The 20,527-nt window shown below is 59.5% G+C and carries 33 protein-coding genes; all 33 read right to left on the reverse strand.

Annotation, left to right across the window (positions count from 1 at the left end; translation table 11 throughout):
- Nucleotide 1: 1 nt before the first annotated feature.
- Nucleotides 2–1,834, reverse strand: coding sequence for a protein-disulfide reductase DsbD (gene dsbD / locus BTHE68_RS11815; RefSeq protein ID WP_162066469.1), 1,833 nt, complete (start codon nt 1,832–1,834; stop codon nt 2–4).
- Nucleotides 1,827–2,159, reverse strand: a complete 333-nt coding sequence (cutA, locus tag BTHE68_RS11820) for a divalent-cation tolerance protein CutA (protein ID WP_162066470.1) — start codon at nt 2,157–2,159, stop codon at nt 1,827–1,829. Before cutA ends, dsbD begins: the two co-directional genes overlap by 8 nt.
- A gap of 154 nt (nt 2,160–2,313) precedes the next feature.
- Nucleotides 2,314–2,709 carry a 50S ribosomal protein L17 gene (gene rplQ / locus BTHE68_RS11825; RefSeq protein WP_162066873.1) on the reverse strand — a complete coding sequence of 132 codons (396 nt, stop codon included), beginning with the start codon at nt 2,707–2,709 and terminating at the stop codon, nt 2,314–2,316.
- 138 nt (nt 2,710–2,847) lie between these two features.
- Nucleotides 2,848–3,825 (reverse strand): DNA-directed RNA polymerase subunit alpha, encoded by a 978-nt coding sequence (locus BTHE68_RS11830; protein ID WP_162066471.1) that lies wholly within the window; start codon nt 3,823–3,825, stop codon nt 2,848–2,850.
- Nucleotides 3,826–3,959: 134 nt separating this feature from the next.
- Entirely contained in the window at nt 3,960–4,583 is a 624-nt protein-coding gene (gene rpsD / locus BTHE68_RS11835; RefSeq protein WP_061179112.1) for a 30S ribosomal protein S4, read from the reverse strand.
- Nucleotides 4,584–4,731: 148 nt separating this feature from the next.
- Nucleotides 4,732–5,136 carry a 30S ribosomal protein S11 gene (gene rpsK / locus BTHE68_RS11840; RefSeq protein ID WP_006052224.1) on the reverse strand — a complete coding sequence of 135 codons (405 nt, stop codon included), beginning with the start codon at nt 5,134–5,136 and terminating at the stop codon, nt 4,732–4,734.
- Nucleotides 5,137–5,164: 28 nt separating this feature from the next.
- Entirely contained in the window at nt 5,165–5,530 is a 366-nt protein-coding gene (rpsM, locus tag BTHE68_RS11845; protein ID WP_061179113.1) for a 30S ribosomal protein S13, read from the reverse strand.
- A 41-nt stretch (nt 5,531–5,571) separates the two neighbouring features.
- Nucleotides 5,572–5,688, reverse strand: a complete 117-nt coding sequence (gene rpmJ / locus BTHE68_RS11850; RefSeq protein WP_004199844.1) for a 50S ribosomal protein L36 — start codon at nt 5,686–5,688, stop codon at nt 5,572–5,574.
- A gap of 20 nt (nt 5,689–5,708) precedes the next feature.
- The gene (gene infA, locus BTHE68_RS11855) at nt 5,709–5,927 is read right to left on the reverse strand and encodes a translation initiation factor IF-1 (RefSeq protein WP_004521905.1); all 219 of its coding nucleotides are present in this window, start codon (nt 5,925–5,927) and stop codon (nt 5,709–5,711) included.
- A gap of 8 nt (nt 5,928–5,935) precedes the next feature.
- Nucleotides 5,936–7,282: a preprotein translocase subunit SecY gene (secY, locus tag BTHE68_RS11860; protein ID WP_061179114.1), complete on the reverse strand. Its 1,347-nt coding sequence runs from the start codon at nt 7,280–7,282 to the stop codon at nt 5,936–5,938.
- 41 nt (nt 7,283–7,323) lie between these two features.
- Nucleotides 7,324–7,758, reverse strand: a complete 435-nt coding sequence (gene rplO, locus BTHE68_RS11865; protein ID WP_035506750.1) for a 50S ribosomal protein L15 — start codon at nt 7,756–7,758, stop codon at nt 7,324–7,326.
- A gap of 31 nt (nt 7,759–7,789) precedes the next feature.
- Entirely contained in the window at nt 7,790–7,972 is a 183-nt protein-coding gene (rpmD, locus tag BTHE68_RS11870) for a 50S ribosomal protein L30 (RefSeq protein ID WP_010106952.1), read from the reverse strand.
- 10 nt (nt 7,973–7,982) lie between these two features.
- A complete protein-coding gene (gene rpsE / locus BTHE68_RS11875) occupies nt 7,983–8,501 on the reverse strand; it encodes a 30S ribosomal protein S5 (RefSeq protein ID WP_008343875.1) in 519 nt (172 codons plus the stop codon).
- A gap of 14 nt (nt 8,502–8,515) precedes the next feature.
- Complete coding sequence (rplR, locus tag BTHE68_RS11880) at nt 8,516–8,881, reverse strand: 50S ribosomal protein L18 (protein ID WP_061179115.1); 366 nt, start codon at nt 8,879–8,881, stop codon at nt 8,516–8,518.
- 12 nt (nt 8,882–8,893) lie between these two features.
- Entirely contained in the window at nt 8,894–9,427 is a 534-nt protein-coding gene (gene rplF / locus BTHE68_RS11885; protein ID WP_162066472.1) for a 50S ribosomal protein L6, read from the reverse strand.
- Nucleotides 9,428–9,445: 18 nt separating this feature from the next.
- Nucleotides 9,446–9,841 carry a 30S ribosomal protein S8 gene (gene rpsH, locus BTHE68_RS11890; protein ID WP_044041653.1) on the reverse strand — a complete coding sequence of 132 codons (396 nt, stop codon included), beginning with the start codon at nt 9,839–9,841 and terminating at the stop codon, nt 9,446–9,448.
- A 14-nt stretch (nt 9,842–9,855) separates the two neighbouring features.
- Nucleotides 9,856–10,161, reverse strand: a complete 306-nt coding sequence (gene rpsN, locus BTHE68_RS11895) for a 30S ribosomal protein S14 (protein ID WP_016346471.1) — start codon at nt 10,159–10,161, stop codon at nt 9,856–9,858.
- Nucleotides 10,162–10,168: 7 nt separating this feature from the next.
- A complete protein-coding gene (rplE, locus tag BTHE68_RS11900) occupies nt 10,169–10,708 on the reverse strand; it encodes a 50S ribosomal protein L5 (protein WP_162066473.1) in 540 nt (179 codons plus the stop codon).
- Between the two features lie 14 nt (nt 10,709–10,722).
- The gene (gene rplX / locus BTHE68_RS11905; RefSeq protein WP_061179118.1) at nt 10,723–11,031 is read right to left on the reverse strand and encodes a 50S ribosomal protein L24; all 309 of its coding nucleotides are present in this window, start codon (nt 11,029–11,031) and stop codon (nt 10,723–10,725) included.
- Nucleotides 11,032–11,040: 9 nt separating this feature from the next.
- Nucleotides 11,041–11,409 carry a 50S ribosomal protein L14 gene (gene rplN / locus BTHE68_RS11910; protein WP_006998478.1) on the reverse strand — a complete coding sequence of 123 codons (369 nt, stop codon included), beginning with the start codon at nt 11,407–11,409 and terminating at the stop codon, nt 11,041–11,043.
- A 302-nt stretch (nt 11,410–11,711) separates the two neighbouring features.
- A complete protein-coding gene (rpsQ, locus tag BTHE68_RS11915) occupies nt 11,712–11,984 on the reverse strand; it encodes a 30S ribosomal protein S17 (RefSeq protein ID WP_008343854.1) in 273 nt (90 codons plus the stop codon).
- A complete protein-coding gene (gene rpmC, locus BTHE68_RS11920; RefSeq protein ID WP_035933103.1) occupies nt 11,981–12,175 on the reverse strand; it encodes a 50S ribosomal protein L29 in 195 nt (64 codons plus the stop codon). The genes rpsQ and rpmC overlap by 4 nt, the downstream gene beginning before the upstream one ends.
- Before the next feature lie 10 nt (nt 12,176–12,185).
- On the reverse strand, nt 12,186–12,602 hold the full coding sequence (gene rplP, locus BTHE68_RS11925) for a 50S ribosomal protein L16 (protein ID WP_008343852.1): 417 nt from the start codon (nt 12,600–12,602) through the stop codon (nt 12,186–12,188).
- Nucleotides 12,603–12,604: 2 nt separating this feature from the next.
- Entirely contained in the window at nt 12,605–13,399 is a 795-nt protein-coding gene (rpsC, locus tag BTHE68_RS11930) for a 30S ribosomal protein S3 (protein WP_162066474.1), read from the reverse strand.
- An 11-nt stretch (nt 13,400–13,410) separates the two neighbouring features.
- Nucleotides 13,411–13,740, reverse strand: a complete 330-nt coding sequence (gene rplV, locus BTHE68_RS11935; RefSeq protein WP_011490054.1) for a 50S ribosomal protein L22 — start codon at nt 13,738–13,740, stop codon at nt 13,411–13,413.
- Between the two features lie 12 nt (nt 13,741–13,752).
- Complete coding sequence (gene rpsS / locus BTHE68_RS11940) at nt 13,753–14,028, reverse strand: 30S ribosomal protein S19 (protein ID WP_035506764.1); 276 nt, start codon at nt 14,026–14,028, stop codon at nt 13,753–13,755.
- 10 nt (nt 14,029–14,038) lie between these two features.
- The gene (rplB, locus tag BTHE68_RS11945; RefSeq protein WP_162066475.1) at nt 14,039–14,866 is read right to left on the reverse strand and encodes a 50S ribosomal protein L2; all 828 of its coding nucleotides are present in this window, start codon (nt 14,864–14,866) and stop codon (nt 14,039–14,041) included.
- Between the two features lie 2 nt (nt 14,867–14,868).
- Nucleotides 14,869–15,183: a 50S ribosomal protein L23 gene (rplW, locus tag BTHE68_RS11950; RefSeq protein ID WP_008343846.1), complete on the reverse strand. Its 315-nt coding sequence runs from the start codon at nt 15,181–15,183 to the stop codon at nt 14,869–14,871.
- The gene (gene rplD / locus BTHE68_RS11955) at nt 15,180–15,800 is read right to left on the reverse strand and encodes a 50S ribosomal protein L4 (protein ID WP_035506767.1); all 621 of its coding nucleotides are present in this window, start codon (nt 15,798–15,800) and stop codon (nt 15,180–15,182) included. Before rplD ends, rplW begins: the two co-directional genes overlap by 4 nt.
- Nucleotides 15,800–16,459: a 50S ribosomal protein L3 gene (gene rplC, locus BTHE68_RS11960; RefSeq protein WP_162066476.1), complete on the reverse strand. Its 660-nt coding sequence runs from the start codon at nt 16,457–16,459 to the stop codon at nt 15,800–15,802. Before rplC ends, rplD begins: the two co-directional genes overlap by 1 nt.
- A gap of 210 nt (nt 16,460–16,669) precedes the next feature.
- Complete coding sequence (rpsJ, locus tag BTHE68_RS11965; protein ID WP_006998489.1) at nt 16,670–16,981, reverse strand: 30S ribosomal protein S10; 312 nt, start codon at nt 16,979–16,981, stop codon at nt 16,670–16,672.
- A gap of 139 nt (nt 16,982–17,120) precedes the next feature.
- Nucleotides 17,121–18,311 carry an elongation factor Tu gene (tuf, locus tag BTHE68_RS11970; RefSeq protein ID WP_016346480.1) on the reverse strand — a complete coding sequence of 397 codons (1,191 nt, stop codon included), beginning with the start codon at nt 18,309–18,311 and terminating at the stop codon, nt 17,121–17,123.
- A gap of 67 nt (nt 18,312–18,378) precedes the next feature.
- Nucleotides 18,379–20,481 carry an elongation factor G gene (fusA, locus tag BTHE68_RS11975; protein WP_061179122.1) on the reverse strand — a complete coding sequence of 701 codons (2,103 nt, stop codon included), beginning with the start codon at nt 20,479–20,481 and terminating at the stop codon, nt 18,379–18,381.
- Between the last annotated feature and the right edge of the window lie 46 nt (nt 20,482–20,527).

Raw genomic sequence — 20,527 nt, forward strand, 5'->3', positions numbered from 1 at the left:
CTTATCCGTTCGAAGGTCCGACCTTGTCGAGGCTTTTCAGGAACCTGTCCGCCGATTCATAACCGACGACGCGTGCAACTTCATTGCCCGCTGCATCGAAGAAGATGATGCCCGGCGGACCGAACAGTTTGAAGCGCTTGAGAAGCGCCCGATCGTCGGCATTGTTGGCGGTCACGTCCGCGCGGAGAAGATTCAGTTGCGCGAGACGCGCCTGCACGCGGGCGTCGGAGAACGTCAGCTTCTCCATTTCCTTGCAGGATACGCACCAGTCGGCGTAGAAGTCGAGCATCGCGGGACGCGCGGCGGCCTTCACGGCCGAGTCCAGTTCCGCCGATGAACGCACGGGCGCGAACGTCGGTCCCAATGCTTGCGGACTCGCCGAAGCGGACGATTCGCCTCGGGATGCGAGCAAGGCGAGCGGACGCAGCGGATCCGTCGAACCCGCGGCCAATCCGACGAGCAACGTCGCTGCCCAGATCGCGAACGCCGCGCCGAGCCCGCGTCCGAGTCGCGTCCAGATGCCGAGTGGTTGCGCCGCGCCTGACGAGAACAATCCAAGCGATGCCGCCGCGATCAGCAGCCACAGCGCCGCTAACAACATCTGCGCGACGCCGCCGATCACCGGCCATACGATCCAGAGCGCGGCTGCGAGCAGCACGACGCCGAAGAACACTTTCACGCCGTCCATCCACGCGCCTGCGCGAGGCAGGATCGAGCCCGCGCCCAACCCGATCATCAGGAGCGGCACGCCGAGCCCGACGCCCATTGCGAACAGCGCCGCGCCACCGAGCACTGCATTCCCGGTATGCGCGATGAACGCGAGCACCGCGAACAGCGGCGCGGTCATGCACGCACCGACGACAAGTGCAGAGAGCGCGCCCATCGCGGCAACCGCCGCAAACTTGCCGCCGCTGCGTTTCTGCGACGCCTCGTTCACGCCGCTTTGCCAGCGCTCGGGCAATGCGATGTCGACGCCTGAAATCAGCGCAACCGCAAATGCCGCGAGCAGCACGCCGAACGCGCCGAGCACCCACGGATTCTGAAGCCACGCGCCGAGGCTTTGTCCGATCAGCGCGGCCGCGATACCGAGCACGGTATAAACGAGCGCCATGCCGATCACGTACGAAACCGACAACGCGAATCCGCGCGAACGCGTCACGCGCGCGCCTTCCCCGACGATGATCGCGGACAGGATCGGGATCATCGGATACGAGCACGGCAACAGGCTCAGGACCATGCCAGCGAGAAAATACAGTCCGACAACGGCGAAGAATCCGCCGCCTTCGAGCATCGATTGCGCGTAATCCGCGCTCGTCGCGCGCTCGAACCACGAATTGACAGGTTCTTTCGGAGAAACAGATGGCGCGGCGCCCGCCGGTTGCAGGGCATCGCCTTTGACGCGGTAGGTCTTCTCCATCGGCGGATAACAGATGCCCTGATCCGCGCATCCTTGCGATGTGACCGCTAGTTCGAATGGACCTTTCGCCTGCGTCACGGGAATGTGGATGAGCAATACACCGCGGTAGGTCTCGACATCCTTGTTGAATGTCTGGTCGAAGTGCACTTTGCCCGCCGGCAGTTGCGCGGCGCCGATGGTGGCATCGCCACTCTTCACGGCAAACGCGAAACGCTCGCGGTACATGTAGTAGCCGTCCGCGATCTTGTAGCGCACAACCACTTCGCCGGGATTTTCAGATGCGCTGAATTTGAACGCGACGTCGGGGTCGAGGAAATCGTCGGCTGCGCGCGCGGCGCCCGACAACAGCGCAAACGCCGCCAGGAACAGAAACACGCCGAAGAAACGACGCGCGAGAAGACGAGAAAACTCAAACATGAATAGGACGCTGCGTTTCTGCGTTGACCCACTGACCGTAGCCCGGCGAGGCATCCACCTGCCAGACGAGGATCTCGGGCGTTTCATACGGATGCCGAGTCTCGACGAAGCGCTGCAACTCCTCGCTACGCGCGACGCTCGTCTTGAACAGCAACTGCACTTCCTGTGACGACTCCAGCGCGCCGTTCCAGTGATACCGCGACGACACCGCGCCGACGTTCGTCACGCACGCGGCAAGACGCGCTTCGAGCGCCGCTTGCGCGAGCGCATCAGCTGCGGCGGCGTCGGGCAGCGTGGAGAGCATCAAAACGACGGGGACGTTCACTCGGGAAACTCCGGAAGGCGCGAGAGGCCAATTGCATATCGTAGCATCGGCGGCCGTCACGCATCTTTACAGGCAGGCGCGCTGAAAAGCCGCAGGCCAAATACAAAAAGGCCAAGCTGAGCTTGGCCTTTCTGCTAACGACTCGAATCGGATTTTATTCCGCTTCTTGCACTTCTTCCGTCTCTTCGACTTCCGGGCGATCCATCAACTGGATCAGCGCCATCGGTGCGTTGTCGCCGACGCGGAAACCGAACTTCAGGATGCTCAGATAGCCACCCGGACGGTTCGCGTAGCGCGGGCCGAGGACGTCGAACAGCTTCGCCACGGAATCACGATCGCGCAGGCGGTTGAACGCCAGACGACGGTTTGCGAGCGACGGCTTCTTGCCCAGCGTGATGAGGGGCTCGACGACCTTGCGCAGTTCCTTGGCCTTCGGCAACGTCGTCTTGATCACTTCGTGCTCGATCAGCGAATTCGACATATTGCGGAGCATTGCCAGACGGTGGCTGCTCGTGCGGTTCAGTTTCCGCAAACCATGCTTATGACGCATTTTCAGTTCCTTAAACGAGTTTTGATCCAGCTCTTCTATTGCGCCCTGGTTCGGGTGCACGGGCCGGTCAGAAAAAGCAAGACGCGGATTTTAAAGGAAAATCCGCGTCTTTGCCAGTAACGCGATCGATCTTCGCTATTACTTGTCGAGACCAGCCGGCGGCCAGTTTTCGAGCTTCATACCGAGCGTCAGACCACGCGATGCCAACACTTCCTTGATTTCATTCAGCGACTTGCGGCCCAGATTCGGCGTCTTCAGCAGCTCGTTTTCCGTGCGCTGGATCAAATCGCCGATGTAGTAGATGTTCTCGGCCTTCAGGCAGTTCGCGGAGCGAACCGTGAGTTCGAGGTCATCCACCGGACGCAGCAGGATCGGATCGATCTGCGGCGCGCGCGACGGCGCTTCCGCTGCCGCTTCCGTGCCTTCGAGCGCTGCGAACACCGACAGCTGATCGACCAGAATGCGAGCCGACTGGCGAATCGCTTCCTCCGGCGAGATCACGCCGTTGGTTTCGATGTTCATCACGAGCTTGTCGAGGTCGGTACGCTGTTCGACACGCGCGCTTTCCACTGCGTAGCTCACGCGGCGAACCGGCGAGAACGACGCGTCCAGCACGATCCGGCCAATGATCTTGGCCGAGTCTTCGCCATAACGACGCACGTTGCCCGGCACATAGCCGCGGCCCTTTTCGATCTTGATCTGAACGTCGAGCTTGCCGCCCTTCGACAGGTGCGCGACCACGTGACCGGGATTGATGACCTCGCAGTCATGCGCGAGTTCGATATCGCCAGCTGTGACAACACCTTCGCCTTCCTTGCGCAGCGTCACCGTGACTTCGTCGCGGTTGTGCAGCTTGAAGACGACGCCCTTCAGGTTCAACAGCAGGTTGACCACATCCTCTTGCACACCATCGAGCGTCGAGTATTCGTGCACGACGCCCGCGATCGTCACTTCGGTCGGCGCGTAGCCGATCATGGACGACAGCAGCACGCGCCGAAGCGCGTTACCCAAGGTGTGGCCATAGCCGCGTTCGAACGGCTCCATAACCACTTTCGCGTGGTTTTCACCAAGCGATTCAACTGCAATGATCTTGGGCTTCAACAAACTGGTTTGCATAGGTTTTCCTTTTCAATACCCTCGGCTCGTTACACCGATAAGGCTGACCGGTGACAACCTGAAAATAAACAGCCGAGGCCACCCTTTGCCACGAGCAATCAGGCTCCCCGGCTGTCCATCCATTACCGCCGCGATTAACGCGAATACAGTTCGACGATCAGGCTTTCGTTGATGTCGCCGGCGATGTCGCTACGCTCAGGCATCGACTTGAACGTGCCTTCGAACTTCTTCTCGTCGACCGACACCCAGCTCGGCATGCCGCCTTGCTGCGCCAGCGAGAGAGCTTCGACGATACGAGCCTGCTTGCGCGACTGCTCGCGCACGGACACGACGTCACCCGACTTCACTTGCAGCGACGGGATGTTCGCGACCTGGCCGTTCACCATGATCGACTTGTGGCTCACGAGCTGACGCGCTTCTGCGCGCGTCGAGCCGAAGCCCATGCGGTACACGACGTTGTCGAGACGCGACTCGAGCAGCTGCAGCAGGTTTTCGCCCGTCGGGCCCTTGCGGCGGTCGGCTTCAGCGAAATAGCGGCGGAACTGACGCTCCAGCACACCGTAGATACGCTTCACTTTCTGCTTTTCGCGCAACTGGGTACCGTAGTCGGACGTACGCGCGCCCGAGATGCGGCCATGTTGGCCGGGCTTGCTGTCGAGCTTGCACTTGTCAGCGAGCGAGCGGCGTGCGCTCTTCAGGAACAGATCAGTGCCTTCACGGCGGGACAGCTTGGCTTTGGGACCGGTATAGCGTGCCACTTTGCATCCTTAAATATTGATCACGCAAACTCTCGTCTGCGCTAGTCCGAACCCTTTGGGCCGAACGGTGGGCTTAGTAAAACTTCACAACGCACGAAACCCGCCGATACTCGCGCATCGACAGGAAACATGCGGTTGCGTCGACGTATTAGATACGACGGCGCTTCGGCGGCCGGCAGCCATTGTGCGGGACCGGCGTCACGTCGGAGATCGCGGTGATCTTGATGCCAAGACCATGCAGCGCGCGCACCGCCGATTCACGGCCAGGGCCGGGGCCCTTGATCCGCACTTCGAGGTTCTTCACGCCGTACTCCATCGCCACGCGGCCAGCCGATTCGGCTGCGACCTGAGCTGCGAAGGGCGTCGACTTACGCGAACCCTTGAAGCCCTGACCGCCCGAGGTCGCCCATGCCAGCGCGTTACCTTGACGGTCGGTGATCGTGATAATGGTGTTGTTGAACGACGCGTGAACGTGAACCACGCCCTCGGCGACGTTCTTCTTGACCTTCTTGCGAACGCGTTGCGCCGCGGAGTTGTTCGAAGCCTTAGCCATTACGTTTTCCTGTAACTGTCAGTTCCGCTTACTTCTTCAGCGATTGCGCTGCACGACGCGGACCCTTGCGCGTACGGGCATTGGTGCGCGTACGTTGGCCACGCAGGGGCAGACCCTTGCGATGGCGCATGCCACGGTAGCAACCCAAGTCCATCAGGCGCTTGATGTTCATCGTCACTTCACGGCGCAGGTCGCCTTCGACGATGAACTTGCCTACTTCGTCACGCAGCTTTTCGAGGTCTGCGTCGGTAAGGTCCTTGACCTTCTTCGAAAATTCCACACCAGCTGCCGAGCAAATGCCGCGGGAACGCGTGCGACCGATGCCGAAGATTGCCGTCAGGCCGATCTCGGTATGCTGGTGATTCGGGATGTTAACCCCTGCGATACGAGCCATTGTTTTTCCTCAAACAAAAAGCGCAAGCAAAAGCGCGGCGTTCAGCCTTGACGCTGTTTGTGGCGCGGATCAGAGCTGCAAATCACGCGCACAACGCCCTTGCGCTTGATGATCTTGCAATTGCGGCAAATGCGCTTAACCGATGCCATCACTTTCATGATATTACCCTTTTTTCAAATCACTTCGCCCGGAACACGATCCGTGCACGAGACAGATCGTAAGGCGTCAATTCAACCGTAACCTTGTCGCCCGGCAGGATGCGGATGTAGTGCATCCGCATCTTTCCGGAAATATGCCCCAGGACGACATGGCCATTTTCCAATTTCACCCGGAAAGTAGCGTTGGGCAGGTTTTCGATGACCTCACCCTGCATCTGGATAACATCGTCTTTGGCCATAGTCCTAATTAACGCATCGGGACGTTGCTACCCTTGAAGTTGGCCTTCTTGAGCAGCGATTCATATTGTTGCGACATAACGTACGACTGCACCTGAGCCATGAAGTCCATCGTGACGACGACAATGATCAGCAGCGACGTTCCACCAAAATAAAACGGCACGTTCCAGCGCAACACCAGAAACTCAGGCAGCAGGCACACGAATACGATGTAGATCGCACCAGCCAGCGTCAGACGCGTCAGGATGCGGTCGATATATCGTGCAGTCTGATCGCCCGGACGGATACCCGGAACGAAAGCACCGCTTTTCTTCAAGTTGTCGGCGGTTTCCCGGCTGTTGAACACCAATGCGGTGTAGAAGAAGCAGAAGAAAACGATCGCCAACGCATACAGCAGCACGTACACAGGTTGACCAGGCTTGATCGCCTCGGCCACGTTGTGCAACGCGTTTGCGAACCAGTTGGTACGCGTACCCGAACTGAACCAGTTCAGGATGGTTGCCGGGAAGAGAATGATCGACGACGCAAAGATCGGCGGAATCACACCCGACATGTTCAACTTCAGCGGCAGATGGGACGACTGTCCGCCGTAAATCTTGTTACCGACCTGGCGCTTCGCGTAGTTCACGAGGATCTTGCGCTGTCCGCGTTCGATGAACACGACCAGATACGTGACCGCCGCGATCAGCACGACGATGATGATCGCCGAGATGATGCTCATCGAACCGGTGCGAACCAGCTCGAACAGACCACCGATTGCGTTCGGGAAACCCGCCGCGATACCACCGAAGATGATGATCGAGATGCCGTTGCCGAGACCGCGCTCCGTGATCTGCTCACCGAGCCACATCAGGAACATCGTGCCCGTCACCAGCGTGACGACCGTCGTCAACCGGAACACCATGCCGGGGTCCAGAACCAGAGCCGGCTGATTTTCCAGCGCAACCGCGATACCGAACGCCTGGAAGGTTGCCAGGACCACCGTGAAGATACGCGTGTACTGCGTGATCTTACGTTGTCCCGCCTGCCCTTCCTTCTTCAACGCTTCCATCTGCGGCGACACGATCGACAGCAACTGCATGATGATCGACGCCGAAATGTAGGGCATGATGCCCAGCGCAAAGATCGTGAACCGTGACAGCGCGCCACCCGAGAACATGTTGAACATGCCAAGGATGCCGCCCGACTGGCTTTGGAACAGCTTGGCCAGTTGATCCGGATCGATGCCGGGTACCGGAATATGCGCACCAATGCGGTAGACGATCAGCGCCAGCAGCAGAAACACTGCACGCCGGCGCAGATCGCCGAATTTCGCCGCGCTTCGACCGGTTTTTGCGAGACTCGGGCTGTTAGCCAAGTACCTTCTCCGATGCTAGTGCTAGTAACGGCGAAAGCGCGTTACTCGGCGAACGAGCCGCCAGCGGCTTCGATTGCCTCACGGGCGCCCTTCGTTGCCGTCAGACCCTTCACCGTGACCTTGCGCGTGATCTCGCCGGTCTTGATGATCTTCGCGCTCTTGATGAGCTCGCCGACCAGACCCGCTTGCTTCAGCGCCAACAGATCGATTTCGTCGACCGGCAGCTTTTCCAGATCGGACAGGCGCACTTCACCGACGAATTCCTTCGTCAGCGAGGTGAAGCCACGCTTCGGCAGACGGCGCTGCAGAGGCATCTGACCGCCTTCGAAGCCGACCTTGTGAAAGCCGCCCGAACGCGATTTCTGACCCTTGTGGCCGCGACCTGCGGTCTTGCCGAGGCCCGAACCGATGCCACGACCGACGCGACGCTTAGCGTGCTTCGCGCCTTCCGCCGGCTTCAGGTTATTCAATTCCATGTTCAACTCCTTGGATCCTAGGGTCAGCCGCTTAGCCGATGACCTTAACCAGGTACGAGACCTTGTTGATCATCCCGCGCACTGCCGGCGTGTCCTGCAACTCGGAGACCGAGTTGAGGCGACGCAGGCCGAGGCCACGCACCGTTGCACGGTGCGTTTCGCGGGTCCCGATCAGGCTCTTGACGAGCTGAACCTTGACAGTTTTTTCAGACATGGTGACCACCTTAGCCCAGAATGTCTTCGACGGACTTACCACGCTTCGCCGCGATGTCGGCCGGGGTCGACTGCTTGCGCAGACCGTCCAGCGTTGCGCGAACGAGGTTGTACGGGTTCGTCGAACCGTGGCTCTTGGCCACAACGTTTTGCACGCCCATCACGTCGAACACTGCGCGCATCGGGCCGCCAGCGATCACGCCGGTACCGTCCTTCGCCGGAGCGAGGAGAACCGCCGATGCGCCATGCTTACCGTGCACTTCGTGTTGCAGCGTGCCGTTCTTCAGGGGCACCTTGAACATGTTGCGGCGGGCCTGTTCCATTGCCTTTTGAACGGCAACCGGAACTTCCTTGGCCTTGCCCTTGCCCATGCCGATCCGGCCGTCACCGTCGCCGACCACGGTCAGTGCGGCGAAGCCGAGAATACGGCCACCCTTCACGACCTTGGTCACGCGGTTGACCGAAATCATCTTTTCGCGCAGGCCGTCGTCGCGTTCGTCAGCCTGAACTTTCGCTTGCATCTTTGCCATGACGAATTCTTCCCTTAGAACTTGAGCCCGGCTTCACGCGCCGCATCAGCCAGCGCCTTCACGCGGCCGTGGTAGCGGAAACCCGAGCGGTCAAAGGCGACGGATTCGATGCCGGCAGCCTTGGCCTTTTCGGCGATACGCTTGCCGATCAGGGTCGCAGCATTGACGTTGCCGCCCTTGCCCGACTTGTCGGCGAGTTCAGCGCGCACTTCAGCTTCGAGCGTCGAGGCGCTTGCCACGACTTTCGTACCGCATGCCGAGAACACTTGCGCGTAGATATGCGTATTCGTGCGATGCACGGCCAGACGCGGAACCTGCAGCTCAGCGATCTTGACACGCGTCTGACGAGCGCGGCGCAGGCGAGATTGAGTCTTATCCATGATTGCGCACCCTTACTTCTTCTTCGTTTCTTTGAGGATCACGACCTCGTCGGAATAACGCACGCCCTTGCCCTTGTAGGGCTCAGGCGGACGATAGCCGCGCACTTCTGCTGCGGTCTGTCCGACTTTCTGCTTGTCGATCCCCTTGATCACGATTTCGGTCTGCGACGGAGTTTCAGCCTTGACGCCTTCCGGCATCTGGTGCACCACGGGGTGCGAGAAACCCAGCGACAGGTTCAGCTTGTCGCCTTGCGCTTGTGCACGATAACCGACGCCAACCAGCGTCAGCTTGCGCTCGAAACCCTTGGTGACGCCCTGCACCATGTTCGCCACCAGGGCGCGCATCGTGCCGGACATCGCGTTTGCTTCACGGCTTTCGTTGGCCGGAGCGAGCTTCAGCGTGCCATTGTCGTTCGTCACGTTCACCAGCTTGTTAGCTGCTTGCGAGATCGTGCCGAGCGGACCCTTAACGGTGATGACGTCGCCCTTGATGGCCACTTCCGCGCCTTGCGGCAGCGCGATCGGGCTTTTACCTACTCGAGACATGTTTCTTCTCCTTAGGCGTTAAGCGACGTAGCAGATGACTTCGCCGCCGACGCCGTTCTGGCGCGCCTTGCGGTCGGTCATCACACCCTTCGGCGTCGAAACGATGGCAACGCCCAGGCCGTTCATGACCTGCGGAATGTCGTTGCGACCGCGGTACACGCGCAGACCAGGCTTCGAGACGCGCTCGAGGCGCTCGATCACCGGACGGCCAGCGTAGTACTTCAACGCGATATTCAATTCGATCTTCGCGCCATCAGCCTTCACTGCGAAGTCGTCGATATAACCTTCGTCCTTCAAAACCTGCGCAATCGCAACCTTGACTTTTGACGAGGGCATAGTCACCGAAACCTTCTCGACCATCTGCGCATTGCGGATGCGAGTCAGCATATCGGCGATAGGATCACTCATGCTCATTTATGTTTCTCCTATTACCAGCTCGCCTTGGTCAGGCCAGGGATTTCGCCGCGGAAAGCGATTTCACGAATCTTGCCGCGTGCGAGTCCGAACTTGCGGAACGTGCCACGCGGACGACCCGTGATCGCGCAGCGGTTACGCTTGCGAGTGGGGTTCGAGTTACGCGGCAGTTGTTGCAGCGCCAGACGCGCGAAGTAACGCTCTTCGTCCGACTTGCTTGCGTCATCGATCACAGCCTTCAGCTCAGCACGCTTCGGAGCGTACTTGGCTGCCAGGCGCGCGCGCTTCTTTTCACGTTCGATCAGTGCCAGTTTAGCCACGGTAACCTCAGTTTCTGAACGGGAACTTGAAGCCGGCGAGCAGCGCCTTTGCTTCATCGTCAGTCTTCGCGGTAGTCGTGATGCTGATGTTCAGCCCACGCAGCGCGTCGATCTTGTCGTAGTCGATTTCGGGGAAAATGATCTGCTCTTTCACACCGATGTTGTAGTTGCCACGACCGTCGAATGCACGGCCCGACACGCCACGGAAGTCACGCACCCGCGGGAGCGCAACCGTCACGAAACGGTCGAGAAATTCGTACATCGCTTGGCCGCGCAGCGTGACCATCGCGCCGATCGGGTAGCCCTGACGAATCTTGAAGCCTGCGATTGCCTTGCGCGCCTTCGTGATAACCGGCTTCTGGCCAGCGATCTTCGTCAGGTCGCCCACGGCGTTTTCGATGATCTTCTTGTCGGCGACGGCTTCGCCAAGACCCATGTTCAGGGTGATCTTGGTGATGCGCGGCACTTCCATGACGGACTTGTAGCCGAACTTTTCAACGAGTTGCGGCACAACGTTTTCTTTATAAATCTCTTGCAGACGAGCCATTTTTTAACTCCGCGTCAGGCGTTGAGCGTGGCGCCGGTCGACTTCAAGAAGCGAACCTTCTTGTCGTCTTCGACCTTGATGCCCACACGCGATGCCTTGCCATTCGCGTCGACCAATGCGACGTTCGAAATATGCAGCGGCATCGTTTTGGCTTCCACACCGCCCGTCGTACCCTTCATCGGGTTCGGCTTCACGTGCTTCTTGACGAGGTTGATACCCTCGACCGTGACACGGTCTTCCGCAACGGCCAGCACGGTACCGCGCTTGCCCTTGTCCTTGCCGGTGATGACGATGACTTCGTCACCCTTGCGAATCTTGTTCATCGCGACTCCTTACAGCACTTCCGGCGCGAGCGAAACGATCTTCATGAATCGTTCGCTACGCAGTTCACGCGTCACCGGCCCGAAAATACGCGTGCCGATCGGCTCGAGCTTCGTATTCAACAGAACGGCGGCATTGCCGTCGAACTTGATGAGCGAGCCATCCTGGCGACGCACGCCCTTGGCCGTACGAACGACCACAGCGTTATAAATTTCGCCCTTTTTCACGCGTCCGCGCGGCGTCGCTTCCTTGACGGTCACCTTGATGATGTCGCCAATGCTAGCGTAACGACGCTTCGAACCGCCGAGCACCTTGATGCACATGACTTCACGCGCACCCGTGTTGTCGGCCACTTCAAGCCGAGTTTCGGTCTGGATCATGGTTTATCTTTCCCAACTTAATCCGGTCGCACCACCATGGCACAGCCGGTCAGTCTTGGTCCCGTCAGCCAACTGGCTGCTTGGGTTAGAACAGGCAGCGAGGGCAGACGAAACCCGCCATCGCAATCCGGTGAATCTGTCGACTCAGGCTGGCGCCTGAACCGGCTTCCCCCACCAGTTTCGCCCGCGACGGGGCTCCCACAAAGAGGGAAGACCGAGATTATAACAAATAATCTCGGTCTTGCAAGCGAAACTTACTGCGACACCACTTACTACTGCATCGCCGTACTACTACTTCTACTTCAGATCACGCGAGCCGCTTCAACCAGCTTCGACACAACCCAGGCCTTCGTCTTCGAAATCGGACGGGTTTCCTGAATTTCGACGAGATCGCCTTCGTTGTACGTGTTCGCGTCGTCATGCGCGTGGTACTTCTTCGAACGCACGACGTACTTGCCGTAGATCGGATGCTTCACGCGGTGCTCGACCAGAACGGTGACCGTCTTGTCCATCTTGTTGCTGACGACCTTGCCGACCAGCGTCCGCTTGAGCGAGGTTTTTACGCTATCGTTCATTTCTGGTTCGCCTTCTCAGTCAGGACGGTGCGTACACGTGCGATGTCGCGACGGACCTTCTTCAGCTGGCTCGTGTTCGTGAGCTGCTGGGTCGCGAGTTGCATACGCAGGCCGAATTGCGCCTTCAGCAGGTCCGTGAGCTCTTTGTTGAGCGCGGCCTGGTCTTTCTGGTGAAGTTCAGATGCCTTCATCATTTACTCCTTAGGCGCCGAGCTGACGCACAACGAAGTTCGTCTTGAGCGGCAGCTTGGCTGCAGCCAGACGGAACGCTTCGCGCGCCAGTTCTTCGGAGACACCGTCCATTTCGTACAGCATCTTGCCCGGTTGAATTTCAGCGACGTAGTACTCGGGGTTGCCCTTACCGTTACCCATACGCACTTCGGCCGGTTTTTGCGAAATCGGCTTGTCCGGGAAGATACGGATCCAGATCCGGCCGCCACGCTTGATGTGACGCGTCATTGCACGACGTGCCGCTTCGATCTGGCGCGCGGTCAAACGGCCGCGACCGATAGCCTTCAGACCGTATTCACCGAACGACACTGCGTTGCCGCGCGTCGCCTTGCCGGTGTTACGACCTTTCTGCTCTTTGCGATACTTTCTGCGTTTCGGTTGCAGCATCGTTATTCTCCAGTCTTCGCGTCACCGCCTGCGCGACGGGGTGCACCACGACGCGCGCCAGCCGGAGCGCCTTCACCGTCACGGCGCGGACGGCGATCGCCACCCGGACGTGCGTTGCGGCGCGGACGCTTTTCTTCTGCCACTTCTTCCACCACCGGCGCATCGTTGCGGCCGAGCGTGTCGCCCTTGTAGACCCACACCTTCACGCCGATGATGCCGTACGTGGTCTTCGCTTCCGAAGTCGCGTAGTCGATATCGGCACGCAGCGTATGGAGGGGCACGCGACCTTCGCGATACCACTCGGTACGAGCGATTTCGATACCGTTCAGACGGCCCGCGCTCATGATCTTGATGCCTTGGGCGCCAAGACGCATCGCGTTCTGCATCGCGCGCTTCATCGCGCGACGGAACATGATCCGGCGCTCGAGCTGCTGCGTGATGGAGTCAGCGATCAGCTGAGCATCGGTTTCCGGCTTGCGGATTTCTTCGATGTTGACGTGAACCGGAACGCCCATGCGCTTTTGCAGCTCGGCCTTCAGCAGTTCGATGTCTTCGCCCTTCTTGCCGATGACAACGCCCGGACGCGAGCTGTAAATCGTGATGCGCGCGTTCTTCGCCGGACGCTCGATGACGACGCGACCAACCGAAGCGTTCTTCAGCTTCTTCTTCAGGTATTCACGAACACCGATGTCTTCCTGCAACATCGCCGCGAAATTGTTGTTGTTCGCATACCAGCGCGAAGCCCAATTGCGGCTGACGGCCAAGCGGAAGCCAGTCGGATGAATTTTCTGTCCCATCGTATGGCTCCTTAATTCCCGACCGTCACTGTGATGTGACAGGATTGCTTCTCGATGCGGTTACCGCGACCCTTTGCGCGTGCGGTAAAACGCTTCAGCGAAGCAGCCTTATCGATATAGATGCTCGTGATCTTGAGCTCGTCGATATCGGCGCCTTCGTTGTGTTCCGCATTCGCGATCGCAGACAGCACGACCTTCTTGACGATACCCGCCGCCTTCTTCGGCGAGAACGTCAGAACGTTCAGCGCCTTGTCGACCGGCAAACCACGAATCTGGTCAGCCACAAGGCGCGTCTTCTGCGCCGAGATGCGGGCACCGCGATGAATTGCTTTCACTTCCATCTTGATAGCCCCTTATTTCTTGGCCTTCTTGTCGGCCGCGTGACCCTTGAACGTACGGGTCAGTGCGAACTCGCCAAGCTTATGGCCGACCATGTTTTCCGTGACGTACACCGGAACGTGCTGACGGCCGTTGTGAACAGCGATCGTCAGACCGATGAAATCCGGCAGAATCGTCGAGCGACGCGACCAGGTCTTGATCGGCTTCTTGTCGCGCGTAGCTGCTGCCGACTCAACTTTCTTCAGCAAATGAGCGTCGCAGAACGGACCTTTTTTAGCAGAACGTGTCATTGCCTACTCCTTAACGCTTGTGACGGCGCTGGACGATCATGCTCGTCGTGCGCTTGGTGCTGCGGGTACGATAACCCTTCGTCGGCGTGCCCCACGGGCTCACCGGATCGCGACCTGCAGCCGTCTTGCCTTCACCACCGCCGTGCGGGTGATCGACCGGGTTCATTGCAACGCCGCGCACCGTCGGGCGGATACCGCGCCAGCGGTTTGCGCCAGCCTTGCCGATTTGACGGAGGCTATGCTCTTCGTTGCCCACTTCGCCGATCGTCGCGCGGCACTCAACGTGCACGCGGCGGATTTCGCCGGAGCGCAGACGCACCTGAGCGTAGACGCCTTCACGAGCCAGCAGCATTGCCGACGTACCAGCCGAACGCGCGATCTGCGCGCCCTTGCCCGGCAGCATTTCCACACAGTGGATCGTCGTACCGACCGGAATGTTGCGGATCGGCAGCGTGTTGCCTGCCTTGATCGGCGCTTCCGAACCGGACATCAGCGGCGTACCAACCGTCACGCCCTTCGGCGCAATGATGTAGCGACGCTCGCCGTCTGCGTACAGAACCAGCGCGATGTTCGCGCTACGGTTCGGGTCGTACTCGAGACGCTCGACCTTTGCCGGAATGCCGTCCTTGTTGCGACGGAAATCGACGATACGATAGTGCTGCTTGTGACCACCGCCCTGGTGACGCGTGGTGATACGGCCGTTGTTGTTACGGCCCGCCGACTTGGATTGCGAGTCGAGCAGCGCAGCGTGCGGCGCGCCCTTATGCAGATCCTTGTTGACGATCTTGACCATCGCGCGGCGACCCGGCGAGGTCGGCTTAACTTTCACGATTGCCATGATTACTTGGCCTCCGCTTCAAAGTTGATTTCCTGGCCGGGCTTCAGGCAGACGTACGCCTTCTTCACGTCCTTGCGCTTGCCGTTGAAGCGGCCAAAGCGCTTGGCTTTGCCCTTCGTGACGAGCACGTTGACGGAATTGACTTCGACCTTGAACAGCAGCTCGACAGCAGCCTTTACTTCCTGCTTCGTGGCGTCCGGTGCGACTTCGAACACGACTTGCTCGTTCTTGTCGGCAACCAGCGTCGCCTTTTCGGAGATCACCGGCGCGAGCAGAACTTGCATCAAACGATGATCGTTTTTGCGAATTTCGCTCATGACAGCAACTCCTCGATCTGAGCGACCGCAGCCTTCGTGATCAGAATCTTCTTGAAGTAGATCAGCGAGAGCGGGTCGGCGTAACGCGGCTCGACAACGGCCACGTGGGCCAGGTTGCGCGACGCGAGGTACAGGTTCTCGTCGACCGTATCGGTGATGACCAACACGGATTCGAGACCCATCGCCTTGAATTTATCGGCCAACAGCTTGGTCTTCGGGGCTTCGAGCGCGAGGTCTTCGACCACGGCGATACGGCCTTCGCGAGCCAGCTGCGAGAAGATCGAGCAGAGACCTGCGCGATGCATCTTCTTGTTGACCTTGTGCGAGAAGTTTTCTTCCGGCGAGTTCGGGAAGATGCGACCACCGCCACGCCACAACGGGCTCGACGACATACCGGCACGAGCACGGCCCGTACCCTTCTGACGCCACGGCTTCTTGGTGGTGTGCTTGACCTGCTCGCGATCCTTCTGCGCGCGGTTGCCGCTACGTGCGTTCGCCTGATAAGCGACGACGATCTGGTGAATCAGGGCTTCGTTGTAATCGCGACCGAACACGACGTCCGATGCGTTCACGCCAGCGCCTTCCTGACCATTGGCATTCAGGAGCTTAAGTTCCATTATTTCGCTCCTTTCACAGCACGCGTCTTGACGGCCGGGGTCACGAAGACCTTGCCGCCCTTCGCACCCGGAACAGCACCGCGGACGAGCAGCAGACTGCGCTCAGCGTCGATGCGGGCGATTTCGAGATTTTGAACCGTAACGGTTTCGTCACCGAGGTGACCCGTCATGCGCTTGCCAGGAAACACGCGACCCGGATCCTGCGCCATACCGATCGAACCCGGAACGTTGTGCGAACGCGAGTTACCGTGTGTCGCGCGACCCGAGGCGAAGTTGTAGCGCTTGATCGTGCCGGCATAACCCTTACCGATCGACGTGCCTTGCACATCGACCTTCTGGCCGACTTCGAAAATATCCGTACCGATCACGGCGCCGTTCGACAGTTCACCTGCCTTGGCCGTATCGATATGGAATTCCTTGAGGATTTCACCAGCTTGAACGCCGGCTTTGGCGAGGTGACCCGCCAGCGGCTTCGTCACGCGCGATGCGCGGCGAGCACCGAATGCAACCTGAACGGCGGTATAACCATCCGTTTCAACGGTCTTGATCTGCGTCACGCGGTTGTCCGACACGTCCAGCACGGTGACGGGGATGGAATCCCCTTCAGGCGTGAAGATACGGGTCATGCCAACCTTGCGACCTACGAGTCCAAGGCTCATCGTTTTCTCCATTCCCAACTGCGATTGGTCGGGGCTGATTTACAAATGCCGGCTTCGTTACGAGAAACTGGGTCGGCTTTCTTGCGTCTTTTTCGTGCACATAGGCGCGAAAAGCCTTGAAGTATAACAAGGCTTTTCGAATCCCGCAAGCAATCAAAGACTTAGCGGCCCCTGACGCGCCTTCTAACGCGCCAGGGAAGCTTTCGGGACTTACTGCAGCTTGATTTCGACGTCGACGCCAGCCGGCAGATCGAGCTTCATCAGCGCGTCGACGGTCTTGTCCGTCGGATCGACGATGTCCATCAGGCGTTGGTGCGTGCGGATTTCGAGCTGGTCGCGCGACGTCTTGTTGACGTGCGGCGAACGCAGGATGTCAAAACGCTGAATACGCGTCGGCAACGGCACCGGGCCACGGACGATCGCGCCAGTCCGCTTCGCCGTATCGACGATTTCGGCTGCCGATTGATCGATCAGGCGATAGTCGAAAGCCTTCAGACGAATACGGATTTTCTGGTTCTGCATGACGATTCCTTGAAAAGAGCGAGGCGGTATTGCACCGCACATTGGCAAAAGAGCGTGGGACCGGGTGCTCGCTGAGGGCGAGCACCCGGTCCCGGTCTTTACTGCGTTACTGCAACTTCAATCGAGCAAGCCCGATATCTTACTCGATAATCTTCGCCACGACACCAGCGCCGACGGTACGACCGCCTTCACGGATGGCGAAACGCAGACCTTCTTCCATGGCGATCGGGGCGATCAGCTTGACCGTGATCGACACGTTGTCGCCCGGCATCACCATTTCCTTGTCCTTCGGCAGCTCGATCGAGCCCGTCACGTCGGTCGTACGGAAGTAGAACTGCGGACGGTAGTTGTTGAAGAACGGCGTGTGACGGCCGCCTTCGTCCTTGCTCAGCACGTACACTTCAGCCGTGAAGTGCGTGTGCGGCGTGATCGAACCCGGCTTGGCCAGAACCTGGCCACGCTCCACGTCTTCACGCTTCGTGCCGCGCAGCAGGATACCGACGTTGTCGCCCGCCTGACCTTGGTCGAGCAGCTTGCGGAACATTTCCACGCCCGTGCAGGTCGTCTTCACCGTCGTCTTGATACCGACGATTTCGATTTCCTCGCCAACCTTCACCACACCGCGCTCGATACGGCCCGTCACCACCGTGCCGCGACCCGAGATCGAGAACACGTCTTCCACCGGCATCAGGAACGAACCGTCCACTGCGCGCTCCGGCGTCGGGATGTACGTGTCCAGCGCGTCAGCCAGGTTCATGATCGCCACTTCACCCAGCTCGCCCGTGTCGCCTTCCAGCGCCAGCTTGGCCGAACCCTTGATGATCGGGGTATCGTCGCCCGGGAAGTCGTACTTCGACAGAAGCTCACGCACTTCCATTTCGACGAGCTCGAGCAGCTCGGCGTCGTCCACCATGTCGCACTTGTTCAGGAACACGATGATGTAAGGCACGCCAACCTGACGGGCCAGCAGGATGTGCTCGCGCGTTTGCGGCATCGGGCCGTCAGCGGCCGAACACACCAGGATTGCGCCGTCCATCTGCGCCGCGCCCGTGATCATGTTCTTCACATAGTCAGCGTGGCCCGGGCAGTCGACGTGTGCGTAGTGGCGATTAGCCGTTTCGTACTCGACGTGCGCGGTGTTGATGGTGATACCGCGTGCCTTTTCTTCCGGCGCTGCATCGATCTGGTCGTATGCCTTTGCTTCGCCGCCGAACTTCTTGGTCAGCACCGTCGTGATCGCTGCCGTCAGCGTGGTCTTGCCGTGGTCAACGTGACCGATCGTGCCCACGTTCACGTGCGGCTTGGTCCGCTCGAATTTACCTTTTGCCATGATTACCTTCTTTCAAAGTTTGGTTATCGGTTAAAGCTTGTGGCTTGCGCCGAATGACTTGCGGGTATTACTTACCCTTCGCGTTGATGATCGCTTCGGCGACGTTACGCGGAGCTTCGGAGTAGTGCTTGAACTCCATCGTGTACGTGGCACGGCCTTGCGTCAGCGAACGCAGCGACGTCGAGTAGCCGAACATTTCCGACAGCGGCACTTCGGCGCGAACGATCTTGCCGCCGCCAATCATGTCTTCCATGCCCTGGACGATACCGCGACGGCCCGACAGGTCGCCCATCACGTTGCCCATGTAGTCTTCCGGCGTTTCGACTTCCACAGCCATCATCGGTTCGAGGATGACCGGGCTTGCCTTGCGCATTGCTTCCTTGAAGGCCATCGAACCGGCCATGCGGAACGCGTTTTCGTTCGAGTCCACGTCGTGGTACGAACCGAACGTCAGGTGAACCTTCACGTCGACCACCGGGAAGCCCGCCAGCACGCCCGACTTCAGCGTTTCCTGGATACCCTTGTCCACGGCCGGGATGTATTCGCGCGGAATCACGCCACCCTTGATCTCGTCCAGGAACTCGTAGCCCTTGCCCTGCTCGTTCGGCTCCAGCGTGATGACCGCGTGACCGTACTGGCCGCGACCACCCGACTGCTTGACGAACTTGCCGTCGACGTCTTCCGCCTTGCTGCGGATCGTCTCGCGGTAAGCAACCTGCGGCTTGCCGACAGTCGCTTCCACGCCGAATTCGCGACGCATACGGTCAACCAGAATTTCCAGGTGGAGCTCGCCCATGCCCGAAATAATGGTTTGGCCCGACTCTTCGTCCGTTTGAACGCGGAACGACGGATCTTCCTGTGCCAGACGGTTCAGCGCCAGACCCATCTTTTCCTGGTCAGGCTTCGTCTTCGGCTCGACTGCCTGCGAAATCACCGGCTCCGGGAAAATCATGCGTTCGAGCACGATCGGGTGCTGCGGATCGCACAGCGTGTCGCCGGTGGTCGCTTCTTTCAAACCGACTGCCGCCGCGATGTCGCCCGCGCGCACTTCCTTGATTTCTTCGCGCTGGTTCGCGTGCATCTGCAGAATACGGCCGAGACGTTCCTTCTTGTCCTTGGTCGCGTTCAGCACGGTGTCACCCGAATTCACGACGCCCGAGTACACGCGGAAGAAGATCAACTGGCCGACGAACGGGTCCGTCATGATCTTGAACGCCAGCGACGAGAACTTCTCGTCGTCGGATGCACGACGCTCGCCCTTCTCGCCGCTTTCGAGTTCGCCCGTAACCGGCGGAATGTCGATCGGCGACGGCAGGAAGTCGATCACGGCGTCGAGCATGCGCTGCACGCCCTTGTTCTTGAACGCGGTGCCGCACAGCATCGGCTGAATTTCGCACGCGATGGTCCGGTCGCGGATCGCCTTGACGATTTCCGCTTCGGTCAGCTCTTCGCCGCCGAGGTACTTTTCCATCAGCTCTTCGGTTGCTTCAGCAGCCGACTCGATCATCTTCTCGCGCCACTCGTTGCACGTGTCGACGAGTTCAGCCGGGATATCGACGTAGTCGAACTTCGTGCCTTGCGACGCTTCGTCCCAAATGATCGCCTTCATCTTGATCAGGTCGACCACGCCCGTGAACGTGTCTTCAGCGCCGATCGGCACCACGACGGGAACCGGGTTCGCCTTCAGACGCGTCTTCAATTGGTCGTAGACCTTGAAGAAGTTCGCGCCAGTACGGTCCATCTTGTTGACGAACGCGAGACGGGGAACCTTGTACTTGTTGGCCTGACGCCACACGGTTTCCGACTGCGGCTGCACGCCGCCCACCGCGCAGTAGACCATGCACGCGCCGTCGAGGACGCGCATCGAGCGCTCCACTTCGATCGTGAAGTCGACGTGCCCCGGGGTGTCGATGATGTTGATGCGGTGCTCGGGATAGTTGCCGCCCATGCCCTTCCAGAAGGCCGTGGTAGCAGCCGACGTGATGGTGATGCCGCGCTCCTGCTCCTGCTCCATCCAGTCCATCGTTGCTGCGCCGTCGTGAACTTCACCGATCTTGTGGTTCACGCCCGTGTAAAACAGGATGCGCTCGGTCGTCGTCGTTTTGCCGGCGTCGATGTGAGCGCTGATACCGATATTGCGGTAGCGCTCGATAGGTGTCTTGCGAGCCACTTTGGATCCTTTTTCGGTCGACGCGCCAGCGAGTGCGAGCGCGCCC

It is taken from the genome of Burkholderia sp. THE68 (assembly GCF_009938265.1).
Taxonomy (GTDB): domain Bacteria; phylum Pseudomonadota; class Gammaproteobacteria; order Burkholderiales; family Burkholderiaceae; genus Caballeronia.

What these genes read in the sequence shown, in the direction of transcription:
- dsbD (WP_162066469.1), bottom strand. Translation starts at nt 1,834, where the DNA reads ATGTTTGAGTTTTCTCGTCTTCTCGCGCGTCGTTTCTTCGGCGTGTTT.
- rplQ (WP_162066873.1), bottom strand. Translation starts at nt 2,709, where the DNA reads ATGCGTCATAAGCATGGTTTGCGGAAACTGAACCGCACGAGCAGCCAC.
- BTHE68_RS11830 (WP_162066471.1), bottom strand. Translation starts at nt 3,825, where the DNA reads ATGCAAACCAGTTTGTTGAAGCCCAAGATCATTGCAGTTGAATCGCTT.
- rpsK (WP_006052224.1), bottom strand. Translation starts at nt 5,136, where the DNA reads ATGGCTAAGGCTTCGAACAACTCCGCGGCGCAACGCGTTCGCAAGAAG.
- rpsM (WP_061179113.1), bottom strand. Translation starts at nt 5,530, where the DNA reads ATGGCTCGTATCGCAGGGGTTAACATCCCGAATCACCAGCATACCGAG.
- rpmJ (WP_004199844.1), bottom strand. Translation starts at nt 5,688, where the DNA reads ATGAAAGTGATGGCATCGGTTAAGCGCATTTGCCGCAATTGCAAGATC.
- infA (WP_004521905.1), bottom strand. Translation starts at nt 5,927, where the DNA reads ATGGCCAAAGACGATGTTATCCAGATGCAGGGTGAGGTCATCGAAAAC.
- rplO (WP_035506750.1), bottom strand. Translation starts at nt 7,758, where the DNA reads ATGGAATTGAATAACCTGAAGCCGGCGGAAGGCGCGAAGCACGCTAAG.
- rpmD (WP_010106952.1), bottom strand. Translation starts at nt 7,972, where the DNA reads ATGTCTGAAAAAACTGTCAAGGTTCAGCTCGTCAAGAGCCTGATCGGG.
- rpsE (WP_008343875.1), bottom strand. Translation starts at nt 8,501, where the DNA reads ATGGCAAAGATGCAAGCGAAAGTTCAGGCTGACGAACGCGACGACGGC.
- rplR (WP_061179115.1), bottom strand. Translation starts at nt 8,881, where the DNA reads ATGGATAAGACTCAATCTCGCCTGCGCCGCGCTCGTCAGACGCGTGTC.
- rplF (WP_162066472.1), bottom strand. Translation starts at nt 9,427, where the DNA reads ATGTCTCGAGTAGGTAAAAGCCCGATCGCGCTGCCGCAAGGCGCGGAA.
- rpsH (WP_044041653.1), bottom strand. Translation starts at nt 9,841, where the DNA reads ATGAGCATGAGTGATCCTATCGCCGATATGCTGACTCGCATCCGCAAT.
- rplE (WP_162066473.1), bottom strand. Translation starts at nt 10,708, where the DNA reads ATGGCTCGTCTGCAAGAGATTTATAAAGAAAACGTTGTGCCGCAACTC.
- rplX (WP_061179118.1), bottom strand. Translation starts at nt 11,031, where the DNA reads ATGAACAAGATTCGCAAGGGTGACGAAGTCATCGTCATCACCGGCAAG.
- rplN (WP_006998478.1), bottom strand. Translation starts at nt 11,409, where the DNA reads ATGATCCAGACCGAAACTCGGCTTGAAGTGGCCGACAACACGGGTGCG.
- rpsQ (WP_008343854.1), bottom strand. Translation starts at nt 11,984, where the DNA reads ATGAACGATAGCGTAAAAACCTCGCTCAAGCGGACGCTGGTCGGCAAG.
- rpmC (WP_035933103.1), bottom strand. Translation starts at nt 12,175, where the DNA reads ATGAAGGCATCTGAACTTCACCAGAAAGACCAGGCCGCGCTCAACAAA.
- rplP (WP_008343852.1), bottom strand. Translation starts at nt 12,602, where the DNA reads ATGCTGCAACCGAAACGCAGAAAGTATCGCAAAGAGCAGAAAGGTCGT.
- rpsC (WP_162066474.1), bottom strand. Translation starts at nt 13,399, where the DNA reads ATGGGACAGAAAATTCATCCGACTGGCTTCCGCTTGGCCGTCAGCCGC.
- rplV (WP_011490054.1), bottom strand. Translation starts at nt 13,740, where the DNA reads ATGGAAGTGAAAGCAATTCATCGCGGTGCCCGCATCTCGGCGCAGAAG.
- rpsS (WP_035506764.1), bottom strand. Translation starts at nt 14,028, where the DNA reads ATGACACGTTCTGCTAAAAAAGGTCCGTTCTGCGACGCTCATTTGCTG.
- rplB (WP_162066475.1), bottom strand. Translation starts at nt 14,866, where the DNA reads ATGGCAATCGTGAAAGTTAAGCCGACCTCGCCGGGTCGCCGCGCGATG.
- rplW (WP_008343846.1), bottom strand. Translation starts at nt 15,183, where the DNA reads ATGAGCGAAATTCGCAAAAACGATCATCGTTTGATGCAAGTTCTGCTC.
- rplD (WP_035506767.1), bottom strand. Translation starts at nt 15,800, where the DNA reads ATGGAACTTAAGCTCCTGAATGCCAATGGTCAGGAAGGCGCTGGCGTG.
- rplC (WP_162066476.1), bottom strand. Translation starts at nt 16,459, where the DNA reads ATGAGCCTTGGACTCGTAGGTCGCAAGGTTGGCATGACCCGTATCTTC.
- rpsJ (WP_006998489.1), bottom strand. Translation starts at nt 16,981, where the DNA reads ATGCAGAACCAGAAAATCCGTATTCGTCTGAAGGCTTTCGACTATCGC.
- tuf (WP_016346480.1), bottom strand. Translation starts at nt 18,311, where the DNA reads ATGGCAAAAGGTAAATTCGAGCGGACCAAGCCGCACGTGAACGTGGGC.